Origin of the sequence: Enterococcus sp. UD-01 (assembly GCF_044909655.1) — a bacterium.
Lineage (GTDB): Bacteria > Bacillota > Bacilli > Lactobacillales > Enterococcaceae > Enterococcus_L.
Genome location: NZ_JBIYEU010000003.1, coordinates 202815 through 226307, shown reverse-complemented (window position 1 = coordinate 226307; position 23493 = coordinate 202815). Strand labels below are relative to the sequence as shown.

General features: G+C 38.8%; 24 protein-coding genes. 20 read left to right on the top strand and 4 right to left on the bottom strand.

The window, feature by feature from the left end; translation table 11 throughout:
- Positions 1-86: 86 nt before the first annotated feature.
- From ABH902_RS04725 to ABH902_RS04700, 6 genes are all read left to right on the top strand, one after another.
- Entirely contained in the window at positions 87-677 is a 591-nt protein-coding gene (locus ABH902_RS04725) for a GNAT family N-acetyltransferase (protein WP_404589400.1), read from the top strand.
- Between the two features lie 18 nt (positions 678-695).
- Entirely contained in the window at positions 696-1313 is a 618-nt protein-coding gene (locus ABH902_RS04720) for a DUF1054 domain-containing protein (RefSeq protein ID WP_404589399.1), read from the top strand.
- A gap of 402 nt (positions 1314-1715) precedes the next feature.
- A complete protein-coding gene (locus tag ABH902_RS04715; protein WP_404589398.1) occupies positions 1716-2945 on the top strand; it encodes a nucleotide sugar dehydrogenase in 1230 nt (409 codons plus the stop codon).
- A 65-nt stretch (positions 2946-3010) separates the two neighbouring features.
- Entirely contained in the window at positions 3011-4276 is a 1266-nt protein-coding gene (locus ABH902_RS04710; protein WP_404589397.1) for a glycosyltransferase, read from the top strand.
- A gap of 77 nt (positions 4277-4353) precedes the next feature.
- The gene (locus ABH902_RS04705; RefSeq protein WP_404589396.1) at positions 4354-4746 is read left to right on the top strand and encodes a hypothetical protein; all 393 of its coding nucleotides are present in this window, start codon (positions 4354-4356) and stop codon (positions 4744-4746) included.
- 27 nt (positions 4747-4773) lie between these two features.
- Complete coding sequence (locus ABH902_RS04700) at positions 4774-5292, top strand: GNAT family N-acetyltransferase (protein WP_404589395.1); 519 nt, start codon at positions 4774-4776, stop codon at positions 5290-5292.
- A gap of 61 nt (positions 5293-5353) precedes the next feature.
- Here the strand turns inward: ABH902_RS04700 and lepB are convergent, their stop codons facing one another.
- Positions 5354-5902, bottom strand: a complete 549-nt coding sequence (lepB, locus tag ABH902_RS04695) for a signal peptidase I (RefSeq protein ID WP_404589394.1) — start codon at positions 5900-5902, stop codon at positions 5354-5356.
- A gap of 135 nt (positions 5903-6037) precedes the next feature.
- Between lepB and ABH902_RS04690 the strand changes: the two genes are divergently transcribed.
- Both ABH902_RS04690 and ABH902_RS04685 read left to right on the top strand, forming a co-directional pair.
- Positions 6038-7123: an ABC transporter permease gene (locus ABH902_RS04690; protein WP_404589393.1), complete on the top strand. Its 1086-nt coding sequence runs from the start codon at positions 6038-6040 to the stop codon at positions 7121-7123.
- 34 nt (positions 7124-7157) lie between these two features.
- Positions 7158-7832 (top strand): ABC transporter ATP-binding protein, encoded by a 675-nt coding sequence (locus tag ABH902_RS04685; RefSeq protein WP_404589392.1) that lies wholly within the window; start codon positions 7158-7160, stop codon positions 7830-7832.
- 122 nt (positions 7833-7954) lie between these two features.
- Here ABH902_RS04685 and rpsD read toward each other — a convergent pair whose 3' ends face one another.
- Entirely contained in the window at positions 7955-8566 is a 612-nt protein-coding gene (gene rpsD, locus ABH902_RS04680) for a 30S ribosomal protein S4 (RefSeq protein WP_404589391.1), read from the bottom strand.
- A gap of 623 nt (positions 8567-9189) precedes the next feature.
- Between rpsD and ABH902_RS04675 the strand changes: the two genes are divergently transcribed.
- From ABH902_RS04675 to ABH902_RS04665, 3 genes are all read left to right on the top strand, one after another.
- Positions 9190-9987, top strand: coding sequence for a formate/nitrite transporter family protein (locus ABH902_RS04675; protein ID WP_404589390.1), 798 nt, complete (start codon positions 9190-9192; stop codon positions 9985-9987).
- A gap of 87 nt (positions 9988-10074) precedes the next feature.
- Complete coding sequence (locus ABH902_RS04670) at positions 10075-10722, top strand: DNA alkylation repair protein (RefSeq protein ID WP_404589389.1); 648 nt, start codon at positions 10075-10077, stop codon at positions 10720-10722.
- A gap of 22 nt (positions 10723-10744) precedes the next feature.
- Positions 10745-11521 (top strand): Cof-type HAD-IIB family hydrolase, encoded by a 777-nt coding sequence (locus ABH902_RS04665; protein WP_404589388.1) that lies wholly within the window; start codon positions 10745-10747, stop codon positions 11519-11521.
- A gap of 36 nt (positions 11522-11557) precedes the next feature.
- Here the strand turns inward: ABH902_RS04665 and def are convergent, their stop codons facing one another.
- Positions 11558-12121, bottom strand: a complete 564-nt coding sequence (gene def / locus ABH902_RS04660) for a peptide deformylase (RefSeq protein ID WP_404589387.1) — start codon at positions 12119-12121, stop codon at positions 11558-11560.
- A gap of 286 nt (positions 12122-12407) precedes the next feature.
- Here def and rpsO point away from each other — a divergent pair, with 286 nt between their 5' ends.
- The 7 genes from rpsO to ABH902_RS04625 all read left to right on the top strand — a co-directional run bounded on the left by rpsO (position 12408) and on the right by ABH902_RS04625 (position 20099).
- Positions 12408-12677 (top strand): 30S ribosomal protein S15, encoded by a 270-nt coding sequence (gene rpsO / locus ABH902_RS04655; RefSeq protein WP_154776814.1) that lies wholly within the window; start codon positions 12408-12410, stop codon positions 12675-12677.
- Between the two features lie 294 nt (positions 12678-12971).
- Positions 12972-15086 (top strand): polyribonucleotide nucleotidyltransferase, encoded by a 2115-nt coding sequence (gene pnp, locus ABH902_RS04650; protein WP_404589386.1) that lies wholly within the window; start codon positions 12972-12974, stop codon positions 15084-15086.
- Positions 15087-15254: 168 nt separating this feature from the next.
- Complete coding sequence (mreC, locus tag ABH902_RS04645; protein WP_404589385.1) at positions 15255-16115, top strand: rod shape-determining protein MreC; 861 nt, start codon at positions 15255-15257, stop codon at positions 16113-16115.
- 7 nt (positions 16116-16122) lie between these two features.
- On the top strand, positions 16123-16632 hold the full coding sequence (gene mreD / locus ABH902_RS04640; RefSeq protein WP_404589384.1) for a rod shape-determining protein MreD: 510 nt from the start codon (positions 16123-16125) through the stop codon (positions 16630-16632).
- A 163-nt stretch (positions 16633-16795) separates the two neighbouring features.
- Positions 16796-18118, top strand: a complete 1323-nt coding sequence (locus ABH902_RS04635) for a coiled-coil domain-containing protein (protein WP_404589383.1) — start codon at positions 16796-16798, stop codon at positions 18116-18118.
- A 251-nt stretch (positions 18119-18369) separates the two neighbouring features.
- The gene (locus tag ABH902_RS04630; RefSeq protein ID WP_404589382.1) at positions 18370-19689 is read left to right on the top strand and encodes an NlpC/P60 family protein; all 1320 of its coding nucleotides are present in this window, start codon (positions 18370-18372) and stop codon (positions 19687-19689) included.
- A gap of 95 nt (positions 19690-19784) precedes the next feature.
- The gene (locus tag ABH902_RS04625; protein ID WP_404589381.1) at positions 19785-20099 is read left to right on the top strand and encodes a hypothetical protein; all 315 of its coding nucleotides are present in this window, start codon (positions 19785-19787) and stop codon (positions 20097-20099) included.
- Positions 20100-20174: 75 nt separating this feature from the next.
- Here ABH902_RS04625 and ABH902_RS04620 read toward each other — a convergent pair whose 3' ends face one another.
- On the bottom strand, positions 20175-21983 hold the full coding sequence (locus ABH902_RS04620) for a M3 family oligoendopeptidase (protein WP_404589380.1): 1809 nt from the start codon (positions 21981-21983) through the stop codon (positions 20175-20177).
- Between the two features lie 114 nt (positions 21984-22097).
- On the opposite strand from ABH902_RS04620, the gene ABH902_RS04615 reads away from it, so the two are divergent.
- Both ABH902_RS04615 and ABH902_RS04610 read left to right on the top strand, forming a co-directional pair.
- Complete coding sequence (locus ABH902_RS04615; protein WP_404589379.1) at positions 22098-22607, top strand: VanZ family protein; 510 nt, start codon at positions 22098-22100, stop codon at positions 22605-22607.
- Between the two features lie 424 nt (positions 22608-23031).
- Entirely contained in the window at positions 23032-23427 is a 396-nt protein-coding gene (locus tag ABH902_RS04610) for a YxeA family protein (RefSeq protein WP_404589378.1), read from the top strand.
- Positions 23428-23493 lie beyond the last annotated feature (66 nt).

Sequence of the window (23493 nt, the reverse complement as noted above, 5' to 3'; positions counted from 1 at the left end):
TAATTAATGTACAAGGCTTCTTCTTTATTTTGGACTTGCTTAGTTAGCGTTCTTTCTGTAAAGTAGTATGAAAAGTGGGTGTAAGGATGGAACTTTTACTAAATCGTAATTTGGTTTTTGCTGAAAATCAGCGTTTGGAAACAGAACGCCTGATTTTGCGTCCGGTCAGCTTGGCAGATGCAGAGGATATGTTTGAATATGCTTCTGATGAAGAAACAGTGGTTTTTGTTTTCCCGCAACATCAGACACTAAAGGAAACCAGAGAAAATATCGCTAATTATTTCTTAACCGAACCGTTGGGAAAATATGGTATCGAGCTAAAAGAAACGGGAAAATTGATCGGAACCATTGATCTGCGCGTAGATGAGCAAAATAGTATAGCTGAAATAGGCTATGCCTTAAATAAACACTTTTGGGGGCAAGGCTTGATGCCGGAAGCAGGTAGAGAAATCCTGCGAGTAGGTTTTGAAAAATTACGACTGATTCGGATTTTCGCAAGTCACGATATTAAAAATCCTCAATCCGGTCGGGTAATGGAAAAGCTGGGGATGAAAAAAGAAGGACAAATTGCTAATGCACGGATGTGGAAAGGACAAGCTGTCACTGACATTTTGCGTGGCATTACCATAGAAGAGTGGCAGGAGTTTGCTAAAAAGAATGAAGCAGGCAATTTATAAATAGAGGAGCATCAGGCAATGTTAATGTTTACCGAAAAGGATTTTGAGATCTTTACAATCGAAGGCTTGGACGCACGAATGACTGAAATTCGTGCTGAAATTCAACCAAAATTTCAAGAATTAGATGAGTATTTCGCACAAGAATTGTCCCAGCAGCTAGATACGGAATTTTTCGTTCATATTGCCCAGCATAGACGAAGAACGGTATATCCACCGGCAAATACTTGGTCTGCATTGAGTCAGAAAAAGCGCGGCTACAAAATGGAGGCGCATTTTCAATTAGGCATTTGGCCGGAATATCTCTTTATGTGGCTGTCACTGATTGACAATCCCAAAAATGAAAAAGAAATAGCACAAGCCTTTCTAGATCATCCCGCCTTATTTGAACAGCTGCCGGAAGATTTTTATGTGTCCATTGATCATACGCAGCCCGAAATCGTACGTTTGTCAGAGCTGGATTTAGAAAAAAGTCTGCTACGTTTTCGTGATGTCAAGAAAGGTGAATTCCAAATTGGTCGCATCATCAAAAAAGAGGCCGCAATTCTTGCCACTCCTGAAAAAGCCAGAGCCTACATGCTGGATACCTACAAGCAATTAGTGCCATTGTATGAACTAGCCATCGCACAACAAAACTAGACAAATAAAAAGCTGAAGCAAGATCCGTTTTTCTTGAAAAAGAAGACGGATTTTTTTAATTATTTTTTACAATTAGTTATTTTATTTATCTCCTGAACGATAGACAAAATAAAAAAAGAAGATTTTTAACTATTATTTTAGACTTGTTTCGATAATAAAAATATATAAAATTCGATAAAATAATGGTTGTGAAGGTTATGCGAATTGCAAAATTATAATTTGCACTTGCTTTTTTGTACGTGTAGAACTGTTTTTATATAGTTTTGGTAAATAATAATTGTAATTATATGGTGAAAATAGAATAACTAAATGTTTTGAATATATATAGACAATTATATCGAAAATATGTTATCTTACGTGGAAGATAATATAATCAGATCGTGTACAATGGAGTGTGGGAAGATGAAAAAGGAAGTTGCTGTAATTGGGTTGGGGTATGTAGGGTTACCCAGTGTAATCAATCATGCAGAAAATGGCCACCAAGTCACTGGTTTTGATATTGATCAAAGAAAAGTTGACTTATTGAATCAAGGAACCAGTCATATCAATACAGTAGCTGACGAAACGGTTCAAGGCTTGCTGGAACAAGGAGTTATATTTACAGCAGATGAGCAGTTAGTGCTGCACAAAGATGTTTATATTATAGACGTGCCGACACCGATTGATGACAAGAAAACGCCAAATTTAAGTTATATTCAAGCTGCGATCAGCATGCTGGAGGGGAAAGTCAAAAAAGGTGCGTTGATTGTATTGGAAAGTACGACTTATCCGGGGACTACAGAAGAATATTTAGTGAATAGATTTACTTCTTTAGGCTACGAAATCGGCACGGACTTATTCATTGCGTATTCACCGGAACGGATCGACCCGGGCAATACTCAATCATTAGGTGCTAAAATTCCGAGAATTGTTGCCGGTTATACTGAACACTGTTTAGCGCAGGCAAAAGCTTTTTTTGGTGAGCATGTCACACCTGTTTCTGACTTAAAAACAGCAGAGCTGGCCAAAATATATGAAAATACCTTTCGTTTAGTAAATATCGCTTTGGCAGATGAACTGCAAAAAATTTCCGATAATTTAGCTATTGATGCAGGGGAAGTGATTGAAGCGGCTGCGACCAAACCTTTTGGCTTTATGAAATTCACGCCAAATCTTGGTATTGGCGGGCATTGTATCCCTGTAGATCCTTATTATCTAACATGGTTGATGAACAAGCGCGGAGTGGAAACGCCGCTAATTGAAGTTGCCGGAAAAATCAACGATTCGATGCTTGACTATTATTTACAAAAGCTGGAAGAGTACATGGCAGTGAACGACAAAAAGCTGACTGATTTAAATGTCGCTGTTTTAGGCATAACCTATAAGAAAAATATTGCAGATACGCGTATGTCGGGTGTCATTACTTTGATGGAAAGATTAAAAAAACTGGGGATTAACGTTGTCGCGTTTGATGATGTTTTGCACGCCTACGATTTAGAAACCGTAGAAAAAATTCATTGCTTAAAAGAAAACTATGATCAATTAAAAGACTTCGATTTAGTTATCTATGCTGTAGGACATGATTTATATGAAGCAAAAAAATCACTAATCGTTGAGAACAGTCAGCTGTTTTATGATTTAACCACCGTATAAATGAAGGAAGCACTAGAAAATCGGAGGAATTACTTAACGCGTAACGTAGAGTAGGGGGAGTAAAATTGACGAAGGCGATGAAATTTGTTTTGCCATATTTGTTAGGTACTTTTTTGATTTTTTTGATATTCGCCTTTAAACAATCAATGGATCCCGACTATAAATTTGTTTATCTTTTTTATTCAGTGAACTTTGTCTATTTAATGGTCAAAATAGTTTTTGCGTATCCTTACACGCCTTGTAAAAGCCCAGTGAAAAAATTCAAGGTTTCTGTAGTGATGCCCAGCTATAACGAATCCGAAGAATCGGTAGTTAAAGCGGTAAAAACGTTATTAAAACAAACCTATAAAATTCATGAGATCATTTTTGTCGATGACGGCAGTACTAGTGATGCTGCGTATCAGGCGGTGAAAAAGATTAATCTAAAGACATTAGCAGGAATTAATGAAGTCAACCGTTCTACAAAAATAATCTGTCTGCGCTTGGAAAAAAACGCAGGTAAGAAAAAAGCACAGGAAATCGGCTTTCAAAGAGCGACAGGGGAATTGTTTTTGTTAGTGGATTCTGATGGTGAAATTACGACTAATGCACTTGAAGAAATGATTCGACCGTTTTACTCGTCGCGGGTAGGTTCTGTAGTTGGCAGAGTGGAAGTGCGTAATGTCAATGATAGCTATTGGACCAGAGTGCAGGATATTTTTTATTCCAATTCTTTTCAAATCGGTCGAGCTGCTCAATCACAGACAGGCTGTGTCGTTGTTTGTTCAGGTGCGCTGAGTCTTCACAGAGCGAAATTTGTCCGCCGAAATATGCAAACCTTCCAAAAAGAAAAATTTTTCGGAATTCCTTGTTCGGCTGGTGATGATCGTTTACTAACAGATATTTCTTTAGAACGATCGTACAAGACCGTTTATCAGTCCACCGCTGTTTGTTATACAGATGTGCCGGTGACCTTTAAGCAATTGTTCAAGCAGCAGGCTCGCTGGGCCAAATCAGCGTATTTGATGACGATTTATTCTCTGCGCTATTTTTTCATTCGTCCGGTAGCTGTTCTGTGGTCAATGACTGAAACGTATCTGTGGCTGTATAATTTTATCGGCATGGTGGTTTTACTTTGCAAAGGGCAACTAGGGTTGAATCTACAAATGCTGTTGGCTGCGCTCGTCTATTTTGTATTAATTAGCTACTTAACGAATACCTATTATTCCAGAAAAAATTTACTTACTTATCTTTTTTCTTTTTACTATTCGATCGGCTATTCAGTTGTACTGCTGGTCATTCGCTTATATGCTTTGGCAACGATTTTTAAAACCGGCTGGGCCACACGATGATATAAGTTCAATAAATGACAGTAACATGTTATGCTGCTGTCTTTTTTGGTATACTGTAAATAAAAAAGGAGAAAATAATGACGTTGAAGTATAAGCCGAAAATTTGGCTGACACCTTTATATCTGCTGTTAATTTTAGGCAGCTTATTTATTTATCTTTCGAAAAGGTGGGAATTAGAGCTGTTTCTGTCAGTGTATCCGGATTTTTATTTACATGTATCTAATTTTTCCATCAGTTTAATATTTGGTTTGATTAGCTATATATGGCTGTTGTTTGGTATTGAATTTAAGTATGTTGTTTTCTATTTACTGGCGATTGTTAGTGCCAATTTTTTGTGTGAAACAGTGTTGGGCTTTATGAACACGACTGATATGACAGATGCTCTTTTTGGCTGTGTTGGTGTTGCTATCAGCTTTATTTTCTTACTCGTTACAGTAAAATATGGAATGGAAGAAATTGACGTACAATAAGAATAAGCGAATGAAAGGGGATTTTTTATGAGTGACATTCAAAAAATAGATCAGCGCAGTTTAGATACACTTCAAGAAATTAGCATTCGAACCTTTTCCGATACTTTTGCAAAAGACAATAAACCAGAAGATCTGGCAAATTATTTAACCCATGCCTATTCAAAAGAAAAACTAGGCAAGGAACTGGCGAATCCAAATTCGGAATTCTATTTTATCTATTCGCAGGATCAACTGGCCGGTTACATAAAGCTAAATGTAAATGAAGCACAAACAGAAGATCTTGATAAAAATGGACTGGAAATTGAGCGGATATACATTGATTCAGCCTTTAAGCGTTTAGGTCTAGGGAAAAAGCTATATGAATTAGCGTTGCAAAGAGCAGAAGAATTGAATAAAACGTCTATATGGCTGGGTGTCTGGGAAAAGAATTTTCCGGCAATTGAATTTTACAATAAAATGGGCTTTACACATGTAGGGCAGCATGCCTTCTTTATGGGCGAGGATGAACAAGTTGATTTCATCATGCAAAAAAAATTAACAAAATAAATCTGTATAATCCAGCTGAAAAAAGCTTTGCCGTTTATCAATGAGGCAAAGCTTTTTAATGTTATTGTAAACCAATTTTATTCAATGGATAGTATCGGAAGTAAACGACACCTGCAATTGATTCTTGATCCACAAAGCCGAAATAACGACTGTCATCAGCTACTCTGCGATTATCTCCCAATACGAAGTACTTTCCTTCAGGCACTTTAGTCGTGGCCCCGACTTGAATGGTTTCCAGTGAAAAATCGGCTGTTAAAGGCGCGTCGTCATTGACAGAGGCTTTAGCTTTGTCTAAATAAGGTTCGTCATATTTTTTATCATTGATATACAGCTGGTCGTTTTCCATGCGAATGGTGTCGCCGGGCAGGCCAATCACTCGTTTTAAAATTCGTTTGCCATTTCGTGGACTAGGGAAGGTGGCTACATCAAATCGCTTAGGACTGACTAAAGAGGTTTGCCATAAACGGTCAGTTTCATGATAATTTGGTTCCATTGAAATGCCGATAACCTCTACAGGAGTTAACACAAATTTCCTCAAAAATAAAACGAACAATAAAATAACCGTAAATTGAACAATTGTCTGGACAATGGTGGCTCTATTTTTAACCATAGAAAAACTCCTTTTTGTGTTTAGTATACCAGATTAAAGAGCAGTAAATGAAAAAAAGAAGCAGATGTTTTGTTCCATTTTTTTTCGTTTGTTATACTTCTGATAGAGCTTATCAACTGATAAGGAGGAAAATAGATGTTTTTAGCTTGGAATGAAATTACACGTTCAAAATTGCGTTACGCACTGATTATCAGTGTGATGTTTTTAATTTCCTATCTGGTCTTTTTTTTAACTGGACTAGCTTATGGACTGGCACAAGATAACCGAACTGCTGTGGATAAATGGCAGGCGGACGGTATTGTTTTGTCTGATGAATCGAATACGAATATTAATATGTCGATGATTCCCATGAAAACAATCGATAAAGTCGATGCGAAAGAAAAGGCTGTTTTGGGTCAAACTGCGGCGGTCATTCAATTAGATAAGAAGAAAGCTGAAAAAATCAACGCCAGCTTCTTCGGTATCGACAAAGAACAATTTTTAATGCCGAATATTATTGAAGGAAGAGCCTTCGAGAATGATGATGAAGCAGTTGTAGACAGCAGCCTGAAAGAAGAAAACAACATTAAACTGGGAGATACGGTCAAATTATCCGGCAATGACAAGAAACTCAAAGTGGTAGGCTTTACGGATAATGCGAAATTCAACGTGGCGCCTGTCCTGTATATCACCACAAATGCGTTCCAGCAAATTCGCTTTGAAAAATCGGATACATCGGAAAACGCACGAATCAATGCGATTGTTTTTCGGGCAAAGGATCATTCGTTAAAGAATGTAGAGTTAAAAGATGACGATCTAACGAGCTATGGTATAAAAAAATTTATTAATGAATTGCCCGGCTACAACGCACAGGTACTGACTTTTGGCTTTATGATCGGCTTTTTAATTGTGATTGCCGCTATTGTCATTGGGATTTTCATTTATGTATTAACGATGCAAAAAGCAACGATTTTCGGCATTATGAAAGCACAAGGAATCTCGGGCTCTTATATTGCAGTCTCGGTAATTGTGCAAACCTTTATACTAGCTCTTTTAGGAATCAGTATTGGTTTATTAGGAACAGTCGGCACCTCTTTAGTTCTGCCAACGGCCGTTCCGTTTCAAACAAATTGGCTGTTCTTTTTAGCGATTGGCGGCTTAATGCTGATTATTGCTGTGTTGGGTGCCTTATTTTCAGTAAGAACAATCGTAAAAATTGATCCATTAAAAGCAATTGGCTAATGATAGAACACAGGACAGAAGAAAGGAGATCAACATGAAAGCTATTGAATTTTCATCTGTGGATAAGCAGTTTTTAGATGGCGATACCACGATCGAAGCATTAAAGAAAACTGATTTTTCTGTGGAAAAAGGCAAGTTTGTTGCTGTAATTGGCCCCAGTGGTTCGGGTAAGAGTACCTTTTTGACATTGGCGGGCGGTCTGCAGACACCAACGAACGGAGAAGTGAAGATCAACAACCAGTCGTTCAGTACAGAAAACGAAAAAAGCAGAGCGAAGCTGCGTTTTGCCCAAATCGGCTTTATTTTGCAGGCATCGAACCTAGTACCGTTTTTAACTGTGGAAAAGCAGCTGCGTTTAGTGGACAAAGTCAAAAAAGAAAAGGCAGACACGAAAAAAATCAATGAGTTATTAACACAGCTGGGGATAGAGAAGCTGAAGAAAAAATATCCGGATGAAATCTCAGGCGGGGAACGTCAGCGAGTGGCAATTGCACGAGCATTGTACAATGATCCGGCGATTATTTTAGCGGATGAGCCTACAGCCAGCTTGGATTCCGAGCGTGCCTTTGAGGTAGTGGAAATCTTGGCTAGAGAAACCAAAGAAAAAAATAAAGCAACGATAATGGTCACGCATGACCAGCGTCTAATTGATTATTGTGATGAAGTTTATGTTATGAAAGACGGCGTGTTGAAAAAACAGGAGCCATGAAATTTGAAAAGAGGGAGTTAGAAGTGGAACTACTTTTAACTCCCTCTTTTGTATAAAAAAACCTTGTCCAACAAAGTCGGACAAGGGCTTCCAAAGTTCCACAATATCGAAATAATGGAATCTTAAAGTTTTTGGTTGTAGTATTCAACGACAAGAGCTTCGTCGATTTCAGGATATAGCTCATCGCGTTCTGGTAAACGAGTGAAGCTTCCTTCTAATTTTTCAGTGTCAAAGCTTACGAATGCTGGACGTCCAACAGTTGCTTCAACCGCTTCTTTAATTGTTACGATGCTTTGTGATTTTTCACGAACACCAATTACTTGACCAATTTCAACGTGGTATGAAGGGATATCTACACGTTTGCCATCAACAGTGATGTGGCCGTGGTTTACTAATTGACGTGCTTGACGACGAGTAGTAGCAAGACCTAAACGGTAAACAACATTATCTAAACGTTGTTCTAGTAAGATCATGAAGTTAACCCCGTGTTTACCTTCTTTAATTTTGCTTGCTTTCACGAACAAGTTAACGAATTGACGTTCGTTCATGCCGTACATATGACGTAATTTTTGTTTTTCAGTTAATTGCATACCATATTCAGACTGTTTGCCACGGCTGTTTGGTCCGTGTTGTCCTGGTTTGTAAGGGCGACGTGCTAGTTCTTTACCAGTTCCTGATAGAGAGATACCTAGACGACGAGAGATTTTCCATGATGGTCCTGTATAACGAGACATTCAAAATTCCTCCAATAAAATAAGTTTTTGGAGTAAAATAATCTTCTGAAAAATTCATATTCGTTCAGTTCATTCTTCAACCTTCACCTTTGCAGCCGCGGTTACGCAGTTGAACCTGAAAAGTGCATCTGGTCATTGACCGAAACACAAATCAAGGCAATGGACTGTTGACGAGACTATTATTTTTCTGCTGCATTATTTTACACGAAACTTAGTATACCCCAGAATAAGGGGAAACTCAAGTCTTTTCTTACAATGGAAAGCTGTTGGCTACCAGTCACCAGATACGCCACCACCACCACCGGAAGAATGAAGTGATAGTTGTCATCTGTAGAGACCTCTTTTATTTACGTCTGTGCTTTAATGTTAACCTATTGATTGTAAAAATACACTTGCGCATTTTTTTCATTTTCTTCGTATATATTGTATTATTTTAGTAAATGGAATGAAGATTAACCAATATATTATTGGAAATAAGCAGAAAATGTGATTGTTTTAACGAGGTTTGCAGAAAACTGTATTTTTCTGCGAAAAACACTAGACAAAACGCTGGTAGGTCATTAAAATAGTAAAGAATGTTTTTGAAAATAAATATTGAAAACAAATTGAAAAGGAGAAACGAAATGAAACCTGTATCGCCATTATTTGAACAGATAGACAAGTCGATTAGCAAAAAGATGAGCTTATTCCAAAATAGTTTTCTACGTTATGCGTTTCGGGCGATGCTTGCCTGTATGTTTTTAACGCTAGGAACTGCAGTTGCGTTTGTTATTGCCATGAAAGGTGAAGATATTGCACATGGTTTAGGCAAAATGCTGTATGCGTTTATGTTTAGTTGGTCGTTAGTTATGATTCTTTATATGAATGCAGAATTAGGAACCTCGAATATGCTTTATATGACAGTTGGTGTTTATCGTAAAAAAATCAATTTTTCTTTTGCTGCCAAGATTTTATTCACTTGTATCTTATTTAACTTAGTCGGCGGTGTTTTATTCGCTTATTTGGTTTCACTAACGGTACCTTTTCAAAATTTAGCATCTGACAGCTTCTTTTTTACCTCTATTGCTGGAAAATTAGATAAGACGACTACTCAGATTATTGTAGAAGGTATTTTTGCTAATATCGTGGTTAATACTGCTGTGTTAGTTAGTATGAGAATGAAGGACGATGCAGGAAAAGTCGCTGCGATTATCTTTATTATCTTTATCTTTGCCTTTTTAGGCTATGAACACGTTATTGCAAACTTCCCGGCATTCAGCTTGGCTTATTTTGCTTCTCACGGAACAATTGCTGCGATGACAGCCGGCAGTGTGGCACATAATTTAATCTGCGCGCTAATCGGTAACTTTATCGGCGGCGGTTTAGTGATGGGCTTGGGCTATGCTTGGCTGAATAATGCGGATACTACTTATTTAGATTAATACTTATTTAACGAATGCATGGAACTAGAATATAACTGGCAGGTTATACGCTAGTTCCTTTTTTATGAGTGGTCGAGGAGGAAAAGCATGAACGAAGTAATTTTTGAGCGGAATGAAGACAAAGCTGTGTCAATGGCGGCTTACATGAAAAATTTATTTCCGTTTGCTGGTATCCCTGCACCGGAAAGAATACAGTTGACCAAGCTTGCTCTCCGGGAAAGCAAGCAGCTTCCTTTTGACGAACTGGCAGCGTTGGTGCGCTTTTACTATGATAAGCCGGAACGTGAATATCAGTATTTAGCCATTGATTTAATCACAGCTAATGTTAAGCGACTGACTTTTGATCAATTACTGCACTTTAAACCCTTCGTAATAGAAAAAGCCTGGTGGGACAGCGTGGACGCCTGGCGAAAATTTTTTGGGCTCTGGGGAGCAGCGAATTTTACTGAAATGCCGCAGGTCTTCGCCGCTTTTTTTGGTGAAGCTGATTTTTGGCATCGCAGAATCGCTATCAATCTTCAGCTGATGTACAAGGAAAACACCGATACGGGATTGTTGAAAAAGGCCATCATTTATGATAAAACTACAAAGGAGTTCTTTATTCAAAAAGCCATTGGCTGGTCATTGCGCCAATATAGTAAATCCGATCCGGCTTGGGTCAGAGCTTTTATTGAAACGACGGAACTGAGTTCTTTAGCAGTTAGAGAAGGCAGCAAGTATCTGCCAAGAAATTAGAAAGCGAGCGAGTTATTTCTCCATGAAAAGAAAACTTTTTGCATTTGATATTGACGGAACATTATTAGGCACAGACAAACAGCCACTGGAAAGTACCAGAGAAGCCTTGCAGATCTTAAGACGACAAGGGCATCTTGTGACGATTGCAACAGGACGCAGCCGCTTTATGGCGCAGGATATTATTTTAGATTTAGGCTTTACAAATTATATTTTATGTAATGGCGCCGCTGCTTTTTTAGATCATGAGCAATATTATCAAAATCTGCTGGATCCGACGGAATTAGAGCGATTTGCTGCAGATGTGGAGCAAAGAGGAATCGGCTTAGCTTACGTGGGATTAGACGATGTTAAAAAAAATAACCATCATCGCTTAGCACAAATGGATGAAGCGATGCGCACTATTAATTACCAAGCCCCCGACTATGATGAAACGTTTCAAGAAAAAAACGATATTTATCAAGGCTTGGCGTTTTATGATGAAACGGATGATGGACTTTTCGATCAGAAGTACGATAAATTTCGTTTTATCCGCTGGCATAAAGAAAGCGTAGATATTGTGCCAAAAGGCGGGTCAAAAGCCGCGACTTTATTGAATTTAGCAGATCGTGTGGGCATCAAGCAAGAAGATATCATTACATTCGGTGACGGCGAAAACGACCGCGAAATGCTGCGTGAAGCAGGCGTTGGCGTAGCTATGGGCAATGCGGCACCTCACATTCAAAAAGAAGCAAAGCTTGTAACAGCTACCAATGATAATGACGGAATTTGGAAAGCGTTGAAGGAATTGAAAGCAATATAAAAAATGGGGCGTGACATTACAGTCGCGCCCCATTTTTTATTCAATAACCAGTACGCCTTCTTTTAATGCGAAAGGATTGTCTTGATTAATATGATCGTAAAACATGACACCATTCAGATGGTCGATTTCATGCTGAACCACAATCGCTTCGTAATTTTTTAAGCGAAGCTTTTGTTTTTCGCCTGCAGCGTCAATATAAGAAACAGTAATCTTGTTATGACGAACTACATAGCCCGGGACTTCCCGGTCAACGGATAAGCAGCCTTCACCCTCTCCAAGACAAGCATCCTGAACGGAGTGGCTTAAAATTTTAGGATTATACATCACGGCACTTAACGTAGGCTCCGGATTTTCCAGATCACCATTCGGCACGTGAACCGCGATAATTCGCTTAGAAATATCTAATTGTGGTGCTGCTAAACCAACACCGCCGCGTAATTTTAGCTCTTCAGCCTTCACAGGATCTTGACTGTTTTGTAAAAATTCCATCATATCTTTGCCTAATTGAATGTCCTCTTCAGAAAGCGGTAATTCAACTTCTTTGGCTACTGCCCTCAATGTGGGGTTTCCTTCACGGATAATATCCTCCATGGTAAGCATGGGATAATTCCTCCTTCAACTATTTGAAAATCTAGATTTGGCTGATTCAATGCAAATCTATCAGAGACCTCTATTTCATTTGCTCATTTAGTTTATCATAAAACCTTTGTAAATGGGGATAAATTGTTCAAAAAAGCAGTGGAATGTCAAGCTTGGTCTTGCATTTCTACAGGTTTTCCTGTAAAGTGTACCTGTATGAAATCATACCGTCTTTTTACTTGGTTGTGCGAATCACCAACGTATTACTCAGTAATAAGATGACTATTGAAAAGAAGAGGTGAAAAACATGGCAATGTCTAAAGAACAAAAAAACGAAATCATTAAAGAGTATGCTCGTCATGAAGGAGATACTGGTTCACCAGAAGTACAGATCGCTGTATTAACTGCTGATATCAACCACTTGAACGAACATGCCCGCGTTCACAAAAAAGATCATCATTCTTACCGTGGACTAATGAAAAAAATTGGACACCGTCGTAACTTATTAGCTTACTTACGTAAAACTGATATCCAACGTTACCGCGAATTGATCCAACGCTTAGGATTACGTCGTTAATCATTAAGAGGCTGAGTCAGAAGCGGGCTCCTGGAAGTAAGAAGAAATCTGCGAGGCTTTTAGCCTGTGCTTATTTCCGTTTATTTCGGATGGTGCTGCTTCTGTCTCGCCGTTTTTTACTTTTTAACCAAAATAGTAAGGCAAAATCTCTTGCCCGAAAATATAAAAAAACACGCCCTCATTGGGAAGGTTAAGTGAATCTACTAACCAAATAAAAGGACTCAATTCGTTTGAATCTTTTCATTTGTTTAGTAGCAGTCTGACTTTTCCAAAGGGTAAAAGGAGAGCAGAATTATGTCAGAAAAACAAGTATTTAAAACTACCTGGGGCGGTCGACCGCTGCAAGTAGAGATCGGCCAATTGGCAAAACAAGCGAACGGAGCTGTTTTAGTTCGTTATGGGGAAACCGTTGTTTTGAGTGCAGCTGTAGCGTCTAAAGATGCCAGAGACTTTGACTTTTTCCCATTAACGGTCAACTACGAAGAAAAAATGTACGCGGTAGGTAAAATTCCTGGAGGCTTCATCAAGCGTGAAGGTCGTCCAAGTGAACGTGCGACATTAACCGCTCGTTTGATTGACCGCCCGATTCGTCCGATGTTTGCTGAAGGCTTCCGTAATGAAGTTCAAATCACGAATACAGTGATGAGTGTGGAACAAGATTGCACGCCGGAAATGGCTGCTATGTTTGGTTCATCTTTAGCTTTGGCTATTTCAGATATTCCGTTTGACGGACCGATTGCCGGAGTAGAGGTAGGTCGTGTAGATGGCGAATACGTCTTAAATCCAACTGTCGAACAAGCAGAAAAAACAGATATTGAATTAACGGTTGCCGGTACGAAAAAAGCCATTAATATGGTAGAAAGCGGCGCAAAAGAAGTTTCTGAAGAAGATATGCTGGGCGCTTTGCTTTTCGGTTTTGAAGCGATCAAAGAATTAGTTGCCTTCCAAGAAGAAATCGTTGCTGCAGTCGGCAAAGAAAAAATGGAAATCAAATTATTACAAGTAGATGCTGATTTGAAAAAAGAAATCTTCGATGCTTATTATGGGGCAATGAAAGAAGCCGTTATGACCGAAGAAAAATTAGCGCGTGAAGTAAATATTGATGCAATCAAAGACCAAGTAAAAGAAGTCTATGCTGAAAAATTTGCTGGTCATGAAGAAGAAGATCAGTTCGCTAAAGAAGTGAAGCAAATTGCTGAAGATTTAGAAAAAGATGTTGTACGTGAACTGATTACAATTGACAAAATTCGTCCTGATGGTCGTAAGTTAGATGAAATTCGTCCATTATCTTCAGAAGTTGGTATTTTACCGCGTGTTCATGGTTCTGGTCTATTTACTCGTGGACAAACGCAGGCATTGTCTGTCTGTACCTTGGCTCCGCTTGGAGAACATCAAATTATTGATGGTTTGGGCGTAGAAGACAGCAAACGTTTCATCCACCATTACAACTTCCCGCAGTTTTCTGTTGGGTCAACAGGACGGGCAGGCTCTCCCGGTCGTCGTGAAATCGGTCATGGCGCGCTAGGTGAACGTGCGATGGCACAAGTGATTCCGAGTGAAGCTGATTTCCCTTATACAATTCGTGTTGTATCTGAAGTATTGGAATCAAATGGTTCTTCTTCTCAAGCAAGTATCTGTGCCGGTATTTTAGCGCTGATGGATGCTGGTGTACCGATTAAAGCGCCGGTAGCCGGCATTGCCATGGGTCTAGTCAGCGATGGTGAAAACTATACGATTCTAACAGATATTCAAGGCTTGGAAGATCATTTAGGCGATATGGACTTTAAGGTTGCTGGGACTAAAGACGGTATCACTGCATTACAAATGGATATCAAGATTCAAGGGATTACTGAACAAATCCTGACAGAAGCCTTAACGCAAGCGAAAAAAGCCCGTATGGAAATTCTAGCTGAATTAACGTCAACGCTGGCTGGTCCGCGTCCTGAATTAAGCAAATATGCACCGAAAATTGAAATGATCCAAATTGCTCCTGCTAAAATCAAAGATGTTATTGGTAAAGGCGGCGAAACAATTAACGGCATCATTGACGAAACCGGCGTAAAAATTGATATCGACCAAGAAGGAAATGTAAGCATCGCTTCAGCGGACGCAGACATGATTAAAAAGGCGATTAAGATTATTGAAGAATTAACCAAAGAAGTTGAAGTTGGACAAGTTTACCTAGGAAAAGTTGTTCGCGTAGAAAAATTTGGGGCATTCGTTAACTTAATTAAAGGTAAAGATGGACTGATCCATATTTCTCAATTAGCCAATGAACGCGTAAATAATGTAGAAGACGTAGTGAAACTGGGCGATGAAGTACTTGTAAAAGTAACAGAAATCGACAAGCAAGGTCGGGTCAACGTTTCGCGTAAAGCATTATTAAACGAAGAAAAGAAAGACAAATAAACTATTAACCGAGTAAAGTAGAGCAGGCGCAAGTGCCGCTCTGCTTTTTTTTGTGAAATAATACGGATTTACTAAAAAAAAGGTAAAGTCACACCACAGCCCTTTTGTTTGCCAGAAATTAGTGGTAAAATTATTGCTATCAGTCTAAAGATTAGTCGGGGTGTCGAAGTGAAAAAATTTAATCCAAATAAAAATATAATCATCACATTGATTGTTGTCATTATTGTTGTAACAATCATCAGCTTAACTGCCGCTCATCGGGCAAATGATGGTAAAACCAATCTTGGTCAGTCTGCTGTTAATGATAGCGTCGGCTTTATCGATAAGATTATTACATTTCCAGCAAGAGCTGTCAGCAATGGCTTTTCATCCATTGGCTCATTATTTAATACATATGATGAAAACGAGCGCTTAAAAGAAAGAATCGATAGCTATGGCGAATTATCCATTCAAAACAGTAACCTGAAAAAGGAAAATGAAGCGCTAAAAAAAGAATTGGAACTTAATGCTACTTTAGGCAATTATGAAAAAGTTTCAGCAACCGTTATTTCCAGATCACCTGACATGTGGCAGGATTTACTAATTGTTGATCGCGGCTCAAAAGACGGCATCAAGCCAAACATGGCGGTTATGGCACAAAAAGGCTTAATTGGACGTGTCATTGAAGTAAATGCTGCTTCTTCAAAAGTGGAGCTGCTAACTTCTGAAAACCAAAGCTCCAACCATTTTCCAGTCCAAATCAACTCCCAAAATGGTGATTCTTATGGATTACTAAAAAAATACGATGACAAAGAAAATGCCCTAGTTGTTACTCAAGTAGTGGGAGACGTCGAAATTAAAGAAGGCGATGTGGTTCAAACCTCCGGACTAGGTCAAAATTCACCAGCGAACCTACCTGTTGGCGTTGTTAAAAAGGTGAAACCTGACAGCTATGGTTTAGAAAGAGAAATTTATGTAACACCTTATTCAGAAATGTACGGTATCCCCGTTGTCACCATTGTCAAAAGACTAGCTGGAGCGGGGGAATGATGAGCTGATGATTCAAAAAGAAAATGTAAAATATTATGCGCCGGTAGTTTTCTTTCTATTGATGCTCATTGATGGGCAACTGACTAAAGGGGCTGTTACTCTAACCGATAACGTTTATTTTGCGAATGCCCATTTTTTACTACTGGCTTTTTTGATGGCGATACCGAACCTTTCGAAGCGGTATTTGCTAATCGCTGCATTGATCTTAGGCTGGATTTGCGACAGCTATTATATCGGAATTATTGGCATCTACACGGTAGCTTTAACCGCGACCGTTATGATGATGTATCGTTTCCAGCGTGTTGTTCACACAAATCTGTTGACTTCTTTTTTTGGTATGATCATTTTTGTCACGGTCTATGAACTGATCGCCGTAGCTATGCAGATTATTTTTCATTTGTCCAATGTCGCACCGTTGTTATTTGTCATAAAAGTATTAGGACCGACCTTACTTTTCAACATGCTGATTTTTGTTTTATTTTCATACTTATTAAAGAGACTATTTGCAAATGAATAGTCTTTTCTTTTTGAAAAGAGAAAAAAAGGCATAGCGGTGAAATGTTTTTGTAATCTTTCTTTTATCTAACTGTTATACTGCTATGATACAATAATGCCGTTGCTAAATTAGAATATGATGAAATATTATTCAAAAATCGTAAACCACCGGAGGATTAATTAGCGTGAAAAAAAGTATATTATCGGCCCTGATGGTCTGTTCAATAACCTTGACGTCAGTAAGCTTGCCTATAGCTGTATCTGCAGAAGACTATGATTCAAAAATTCAACAACAAGACGACAAAATCAATGAATTAAAAACTAAAGAATCAGAAGCAGAAACAAAACTTGCATCAATTGAATCAACCATGCTTGAAACAGCTACCAAAATTGATGAATTGAATACTAAAAAAGAAACACTTACTAAAAAAATAAAAAAATTATACGCTGAAATTTCTGATTTGAATGTTCGTATTCAAAAAAGAGAAGTCCAAATGCGCAATCAAGCAAGAGATGTGCAGGTTAGCGGCTCAAATTCCAATTATTTAGAAGTGATTATCAATTCTGAATCAATTTCAGATGCGATTAGCCGTGTGCAGGGGATTTCTACTTTGGTTAATGCGAATAACGAATTATTAAAACAACAAAACAACGATAAGAAAAAAGTAGAAGAAAAATCTAAAACTGCTGAATCACAATTAACAGATTTAGAAACAGCTAAAAAAGAGCTTGACTCAAAACAAGCTTCTTTAAACACGTTAAAAATTGAACAAGAAATTGCCAAAAATGAATTAGAAGCACAGCGTTCAACTGAGGAAAAGAAAAAATCTGAATATGTTGAACAAAAAGCTGCTGCTCAAAAGAAATTAGCAGAAGAACAGGCAAAACAAGCGAAACAGGCGGAAGAACGCCGTAAAGCAGAAGCGCAAGCTGCTGCAAAATTAGCAGAAGCACAAGCTGCTAACCCGGGTCTTGCTAAAACAAACGTGGTGAATCAGGATGGCACAACTCAAAGTGCGGAAACTCCTGTCCAAACGCCATCTGATAATGGAAATACAGGCAATAGTAATAGTATTGGTCAGGGCGGAGTGTCTGCCAAGAAGAAAAAAGCAGCACAAATCGCTTTAAGTGCCGTAGGTCAAACCAATCCTACAGGTTGGGGACAAAGCGGAGAATGTATCGTAGCTGTTCAAAACTGGTTGAACGCTGCTGGGATTACTTTTAGTCCGGGCGGCCCGCACAGTGGCTATACACAATCGGGTGCAGTTCAAGTCTCTTGGTCTGACGTTCAAGTAGGAGACGTTGTTCAATATGAGAATGCAATGAGTCCGGATTCTTGGCTTGATGGTGTTCATACTGTCTTAGTTGTAGGTGTGAACGGCAGCACTGTCCAAATTGTTGAATCGAATAATCCGGCAGGCTCCGGGTATGTGTCGACAACTACCGGCTGGACGCCAAGTCCATATGCAGCTGGATTTAGAGCCGTTGTTTGGCGTTTCCCAGGTTAAATTTGATTATTAAAAGTCTAGGCTAACTATAGAGGCAGCCTAGACTTTTTTGCTTGCTCTTGACGAGTAAGTTAAAGAAAAAGCTTTGTAAATTTTCATTGTCACTTTACTATATTCAAATGAAATATTCCTGTAACATTATTTTTATCTCTATGACATGTGGTTATGCTACAATAACTTCGTTACTTATAAAAGAATGTAAATTACTCAGACGATGAATATAATTATATGTAAATTCGGAGGAATGAATAGTGAAGAAAAGTGTATTACCGATTTTGATGGTTTGTTCATTGACCCTTACTTCTATTGCGATGCCATTGGGAGCATCAGCTGATGAAGTGGATTCGAAAATCCAACAAAAAGATCAAACAATTACTGGTCTAAAAGCTCAAGAAGCAGATGCGCAAAACCAAGTTGCAGCTGTTCAAGAACAAGTTGCATCAATCAACGAAAAAGCACAAAGCTTACTAGCTGAACAAGGCAAGTTAAGAAGCACAACTAAAAACTTAGAAAAAGAAATTACTCAATTAAATAACCGCATCAAAAAACGTGAAGTGGCTATCAAAAAACAAGCACGTGATGTACAAGTAAACGGCAACAGCGCAAGCTACATGGATGCTGTTTTAAATGCAAAATCTTTCTCAGATGCGATCACTCGCGTAACAGCAATGACAACAATTGTTAATGCAAACAATGATCTTGTGAAACAACAACAAGCAGACAAAAAAGCTGTAGAAACGAAAAAAGCTGAAAATGAAAGCAAATTAAAAGAACTTGAAGCCAATCAAGTAGAACTTGAAGCTCAAAAAGGCGATCTTGTAAAAGCAGAAGCTGATTTAAATGTATTACAAACGACTCTTGCAGCTGAAAGAGCAACTGCTGAAGATCAAAAAGCTGGTTTAGTGAAAGAAAAAGAAGCAGCAGTAGCAGAACGCGCACGTATTGCTGAACAAGAAAAACTTGTAGCAGAAAATGCTAAGAAAGAAAAAGAAGCGGCGGCAGCAGCAAAAGAAACAGCAAGCAGCTCTACAACAGCTTCATCATCTTCTAGCGAAGAACAATCTACTACACCAAGTAGCTCAACAGAAACACCTGCTAATACTGGAACGACGAATACAGGAGGCAATGAAACTCCTGCTAATAACAATGGTGGCGGCGGTTCAAATGATCAGCCATCTACCCCAATACCAGATCCAGATCCAACTCCTGTACCGGAACCAACTGGCGGTTCAGCAGTTGCGATTGCAGCAGCACAAGTTGGCAAACCTTATGTATGGGGTGCTAAAGGACCAAACAGCTTTGACTGTTCTGGCTTAGTATACTATGCTTATATGCAAGCAACTGGCCGTAATGTCGGTGGTTATACAGTAGCACAAGAAAGTGCTGGTACACGTATCTCAGTAGGCGAAGCGCAAGCTGGAGATTTATACTTCTGGGGTAGCCCAGGTGCTTCTTATCACGTAGCGATTGCTACAGGTGGCGGTGGTTATATCCACGCCGGTAACGAAAGTACAGGTGTTGAATACAGCAATGTTGGTTCATTTACACCAAGTTTTGCAGTTCGTATGTAATTATATTAAATTACCAAAGAGAGAAAACAGCGTAATGTTTTCTCTCTTTTTTGTGTTAAACTTGTAGAAATAGACTTATAAAGGAGATGTTGAAAATGAAGAAAAGAATTGTTGTGATGGTTAGTTTAATAATAGGACCAATAATTGCAGGAACCGGTATTGGGTTTATTATTAATATTCCAATGCTATACATCATAAGTGTGATCTATGCACTTATGCTTTTCATCATGATTCCTTCAGATGTTTTTTCGAAAAGTACACTTGATTACACCATAAAGTCTGTGAATCCATCGTATAAAAAAGAGCCGTTGGACATTCACGCTGGAACGAAAGAGCAGCTACTTAATTTTCTTCTAGTCACAGTAATGCTCATTATCTGCTTACTAAGTATTTATTTTTTAGATCATTAATTTTTAAAGGTTGTTCATTACAGCTAAAAGAAACCAACCTGAGCTTAATCATCAGGTTGGTTCTTTGTATTGGCATTATTTGGTTACATAGCCTTCAGTGAGCTGCATAAATTCGTTCACGTCTTTTATGACTTGATCGATACCTGCTTGCCAAAAATCGGGCTGTGTCAGATCTACACCAAGATGTTTTTTCGCTAAATCCTCTGAACTCATAGAAGCAGTATCGCGAAGTAGAGCAATATACTGATCTTCAAAATTGCTGCCTTGTTGATTTGCGTATGCATAAATTCCCATGCTAAATAAGTAGCCAAAAGTGTAAGGGAAATTATAAAAAGGAACGTCATCAATAAAGAAATGTAATTTGCTTGCCCAGAAATGAGGATGATAGGTTCCCAAGCTGTCTTGGTAGCTTTCCTTTTGAGCTTCAAGCATTAATTCCGTTATTTCATCTTCACTCAATAGTCCGTTTTGGCGAGCGGTATAAAATTTATTCTCAAAAATAAAGCGAGCATGGATATTCATAAACATGGCAATAGCATTTTGCATTTTTGTGTCCAGTAGATTGATTTTCTCTTCTGGTGTTTGTGCTTCCTTCAAGGTCGCATCTGCCACAATTAATTCTGCAAACGTACTAGCTGTTTCAGCAACGTTCATGGCGTATTCTCGATCCAAAACAGGAAGATCCCACATGACACTACTGTGGAAGGCGTGTCCCAGTTCATGTGCCAAAGTAGCTACTTCATTAATAGAATTACCAAAGGTCATAAAAATGCGTGATTCTTTTGTTTCAGGTAGTTCTGTACAATAGCCGCCGGGACGTTTGTCCGGGCGATCTTCGGCTTCAATCCAGCTTTTTTCAAAGGCTGTTTTAGCGAAATCCGCCATTTTAGGACTGAATTTCTGAAAATTTTCTAAGATGAATTCGGCTGCAGCATCGAAACTAAAGGTCTTTTCCTTTAAGTCGCCCAGAATAATCGGCGCATCCTGATCCTGCCATTCCATCTTATTTTTTCCAAAGAGCTGGGCTTTACGAGTTAAGAAGTCGACAAAAGGCTGTTTATTTTTTTGAATTGTCGCCCACATGGCATCTAAGGTTTCCTTTTTCATGCGGTTATAGTTTAATGGATTTTCTAAGAAGTCAGTTTCTCCATGAAGCTGATAATTACTCAAGCGGAAGCCGTCTAAATGATTTAAGGTATCTGCTAATAAGGGCGCTTTTTCACTCCAAGCGGCTTCCCATTTGTCAAAAAGAGCTGCTCGTACTTCAGGATCTGGATCTCCCATCATACGATTGAAGGCTTGACCAGCAGAAAGCTGTACTTCTTGCCCATTTTCCTTGAAAGGAATAGTGATTGTGGCAACGATTGTATCGTAATGACTACTCCAAGCATTTAAACCGTCAAGTGATAAGGTATTGATAATATTTTCAGCGTCTTCGGATAAAAGCTTTTGACCGTCACGACGAATTTCACCTAAACGAAAAGCAATCGGCTGAAAGTCTGGCAACGTAATTAACTGCTGCCATTGTTCATCGGAAATCGCCGTGATTTTTTTACTAAAAATTGTTTCAGCTAACTGAATAGCAGGTAATAAAGCGTACAAATCGCCGGATAGAATTTTGGCTTGTTTATCTTTTATATTGGAAGACAATAAGGCGTTGATGAAACTGTTGCACTGAGAAAAGCCATCTGAAATGCTTCCTTGTAGCTCCAAAATTGCCGTTAGTTCCTGATAGTTGGTGTCGGCTTCCGGTTGCCACTGATCGATGAGCTGATGATAGCTATGGGTTTGTTCTTTTAATTTTGTCATACGTTGGGCTAATTGAGCTGACTGGCTGCCGCCAGGGAAAATGCTGTCTAAATCCCAGTTTAGGGAATAGGTCATGTGGATTCCTTCTTTCTACTTGCTATTTCTTCTAGTATAGCATAAGTAAAAAAAATTGAGAGATTGTTTCTTTTAGATAAAAGAGCCTTTATAATAGAGGAGTGAGGTGACGAGTTGAAAAAATATCTGAAAAGTGGAGATTTCTATATTGTTGTCGCTTTTTTAATTATGGCGATTCTTTTTTATAGTTCTTCACAGACATATGAACAGCAGTCGCAGGTCGGCTTGCTGAATAAGTGGTTAAATGGTCAGCCCTTTAAAGAGCAGCTACAGGGGATTTCGTTTATTTATGCTGGCGATACTGTCAGTATTCAAGCGAAAGGCTATGCTAAATTTATTGAGTTTTTTATTAGAAAAGGTGCGCATTTCGGAACATATTTTCTATTAGGCGGCAGCTGGTTTTTAGGATTAAATGCCAAGCTGAAGCAGCCGCTTTTAATTGCTGTAGTTGCTTGGCTGAGCGCGACTGGTTATGCTGGGCTGGATGAATTTCATCAAATGCTGACAGGCGGCAGAACGCCGTTGTTTCAAGATGTAATGCTGGATGCGACAGGTGCATTAACGGCTGTATTGTTTTGTCTGATAGTTATTGGCGTTAAAAAAATGCATAAAAGAAGCCGCTGACTTCAAACCACCGTTTAATCAAGGTTGAGTTAGAAGTCGTTAAGGTTCGAGCAATTGGAGTAAAAGCTGACAAATGCGTTATTGGCATTGACAGCTTTTATGAAATTGCCGAAGAAGCTGACTTCAAACCACTGTTTAATCAAGGTTGAGTTAGAAGTCGTTAAGGTTCGAGCAATTGGAGTAAAAGCTGACAAATGCGTTATTGGCATTGACAGATTTTATGAAATTGCCGAAGAAACTGACTTCAAACCACCGTTTAATCGAGGTTGAGTTAGAAGTCGTTAAGGTTGGAGCGAAACTATTTTTAGTTTTCGTTCCAGCCTTTTTCGCTTTGTTTCGTAAATCAGACTTAAGCTGGATGAAAAGAACACAAAAAACGGCTAAGATAGCTAATAGAGAAAAAAGGTGAGAGAGGAGGATTCGGATGAAATGCTTTTGTAAAACACTCGTAACGGCAGTGCTTTTTTTCATTGCTATATTGGTTGGTTTAAGAATATATACTTATAATAATATGTCTGATGCTGCAGCAATGATTGATCGTCTGAATCCTTTTGTCAAAACGAAAATCCTTTATACTAAAACAAGTGAAAAGTATGAATACTGCTATCCGGATGCTGTGAGCAAGGTCGATAATTACACCTATCAACAAACCTGTTATACGGGTGAAGGAGAGCCAAGGAAAATGAAGTTTGTTTCTTTTTCCAAGAAGCTGCATGCGGACAGATACCTCAAGCTGACAGTTAAAGGACAGCACGTATTACTGTGGGAGGAAATTAGCCAAGATGAACTGCCGGAAAAAGCAGCGTTGAAATTAGAATAACTGATTATTAAGGAGAATGGTTGACTAGGTTGAATAGTGCGGTGGTATAATAGAAAAAAAGAGCGA

Bases quoted from the DNA above. Each gene is read 5' to 3' on its own strand.
- ABH902_RS04625 (WP_404589381.1), top strand. From the start codon at position 19,785: ATGAAGAAAAGAATTGTTGTGATGGTTAGTTTAATAATAGGACCAATA.
- mreD (WP_404589384.1), top strand. From the start codon at position 16,123: ATGATTCAAAAAGAAAATGTAAAATATTATGCGCCGGTAGTTTTCTTT.
- lepB (WP_404589394.1), bottom strand. From the start codon at position 5,902: ATGGTTAAAAATAGAGCCACCATTGTCCAGACAATTGTTCAATTTACG.
- ABH902_RS04725 (WP_404589400.1), top strand. From the start codon at position 87: ATGGAACTTTTACTAAATCGTAATTTGGTTTTTGCTGAAAATCAGCGT.
- ABH902_RS04665 (WP_404589388.1), top strand. From the start codon at position 10,745: ATGAAAAGAAAACTTTTTGCATTTGATATTGACGGAACATTATTAGGC.
- rpsD (WP_404589391.1), bottom strand. From the start codon at position 8,566: ATGTCTCGTTATACAGGACCATCATGGAAAATCTCTCGTCGTCTAGGT.
- ABH902_RS04720 (WP_404589399.1), top strand. From the start codon at position 696: ATGTTAATGTTTACCGAAAAGGATTTTGAGATCTTTACAATCGAAGGC.
- ABH902_RS04620 (WP_404589380.1), bottom strand. From the start codon at position 21,983: ATGACCTATTCCCTAAACTGGGATTTAGACAGCATTTTCCCTGGCGGC.
- ABH902_RS04675 (WP_404589390.1), top strand. From the start codon at position 9,190: ATGAAACCTGTATCGCCATTATTTGAACAGATAGACAAGTCGATTAGC.
- ABH902_RS04690 (WP_404589393.1), top strand. From the start codon at position 6,038: ATGTTTTTAGCTTGGAATGAAATTACACGTTCAAAATTGCGTTACGCA.
- rpsO (WP_154776814.1), top strand. From the start codon at position 12,408: ATGGCAATGTCTAAAGAACAAAAAAACGAAATCATTAAAGAGTATGCT.
- ABH902_RS04610 (WP_404589378.1), top strand. From the start codon at position 23,032: ATGAAATGCTTTTGTAAAACACTCGTAACGGCAGTGCTTTTTTTCATT.
- def (WP_404589387.1), bottom strand. From the start codon at position 12,121: ATGCTTACCATGGAGGATATTATCCGTGAAGGAAACCCCACATTGAGG.
- ABH902_RS04700 (WP_404589395.1), top strand. From the start codon at position 4,774: ATGAGTGACATTCAAAAAATAGATCAGCGCAGTTTAGATACACTTCAA.
- ABH902_RS04670 (WP_404589389.1), top strand. From the start codon at position 10,075: ATGAACGAAGTAATTTTTGAGCGGAATGAAGACAAAGCTGTGTCAATG.
- pnp (WP_404589386.1), top strand. From the start codon at position 12,972: ATGTCAGAAAAACAAGTATTTAAAACTACCTGGGGCGGTCGACCGCTG.
- ABH902_RS04715 (WP_404589398.1), top strand. From the start codon at position 1,716: ATGAAAAAGGAAGTTGCTGTAATTGGGTTGGGGTATGTAGGGTTACCC.
- ABH902_RS04685 (WP_404589392.1), top strand. From the start codon at position 7,158: ATGAAAGCTATTGAATTTTCATCTGTGGATAAGCAGTTTTTAGATGGC.
- ABH902_RS04705 (WP_404589396.1), top strand. From the start codon at position 4,354: ATGACGTTGAAGTATAAGCCGAAAATTTGGCTGACACCTTTATATCTG.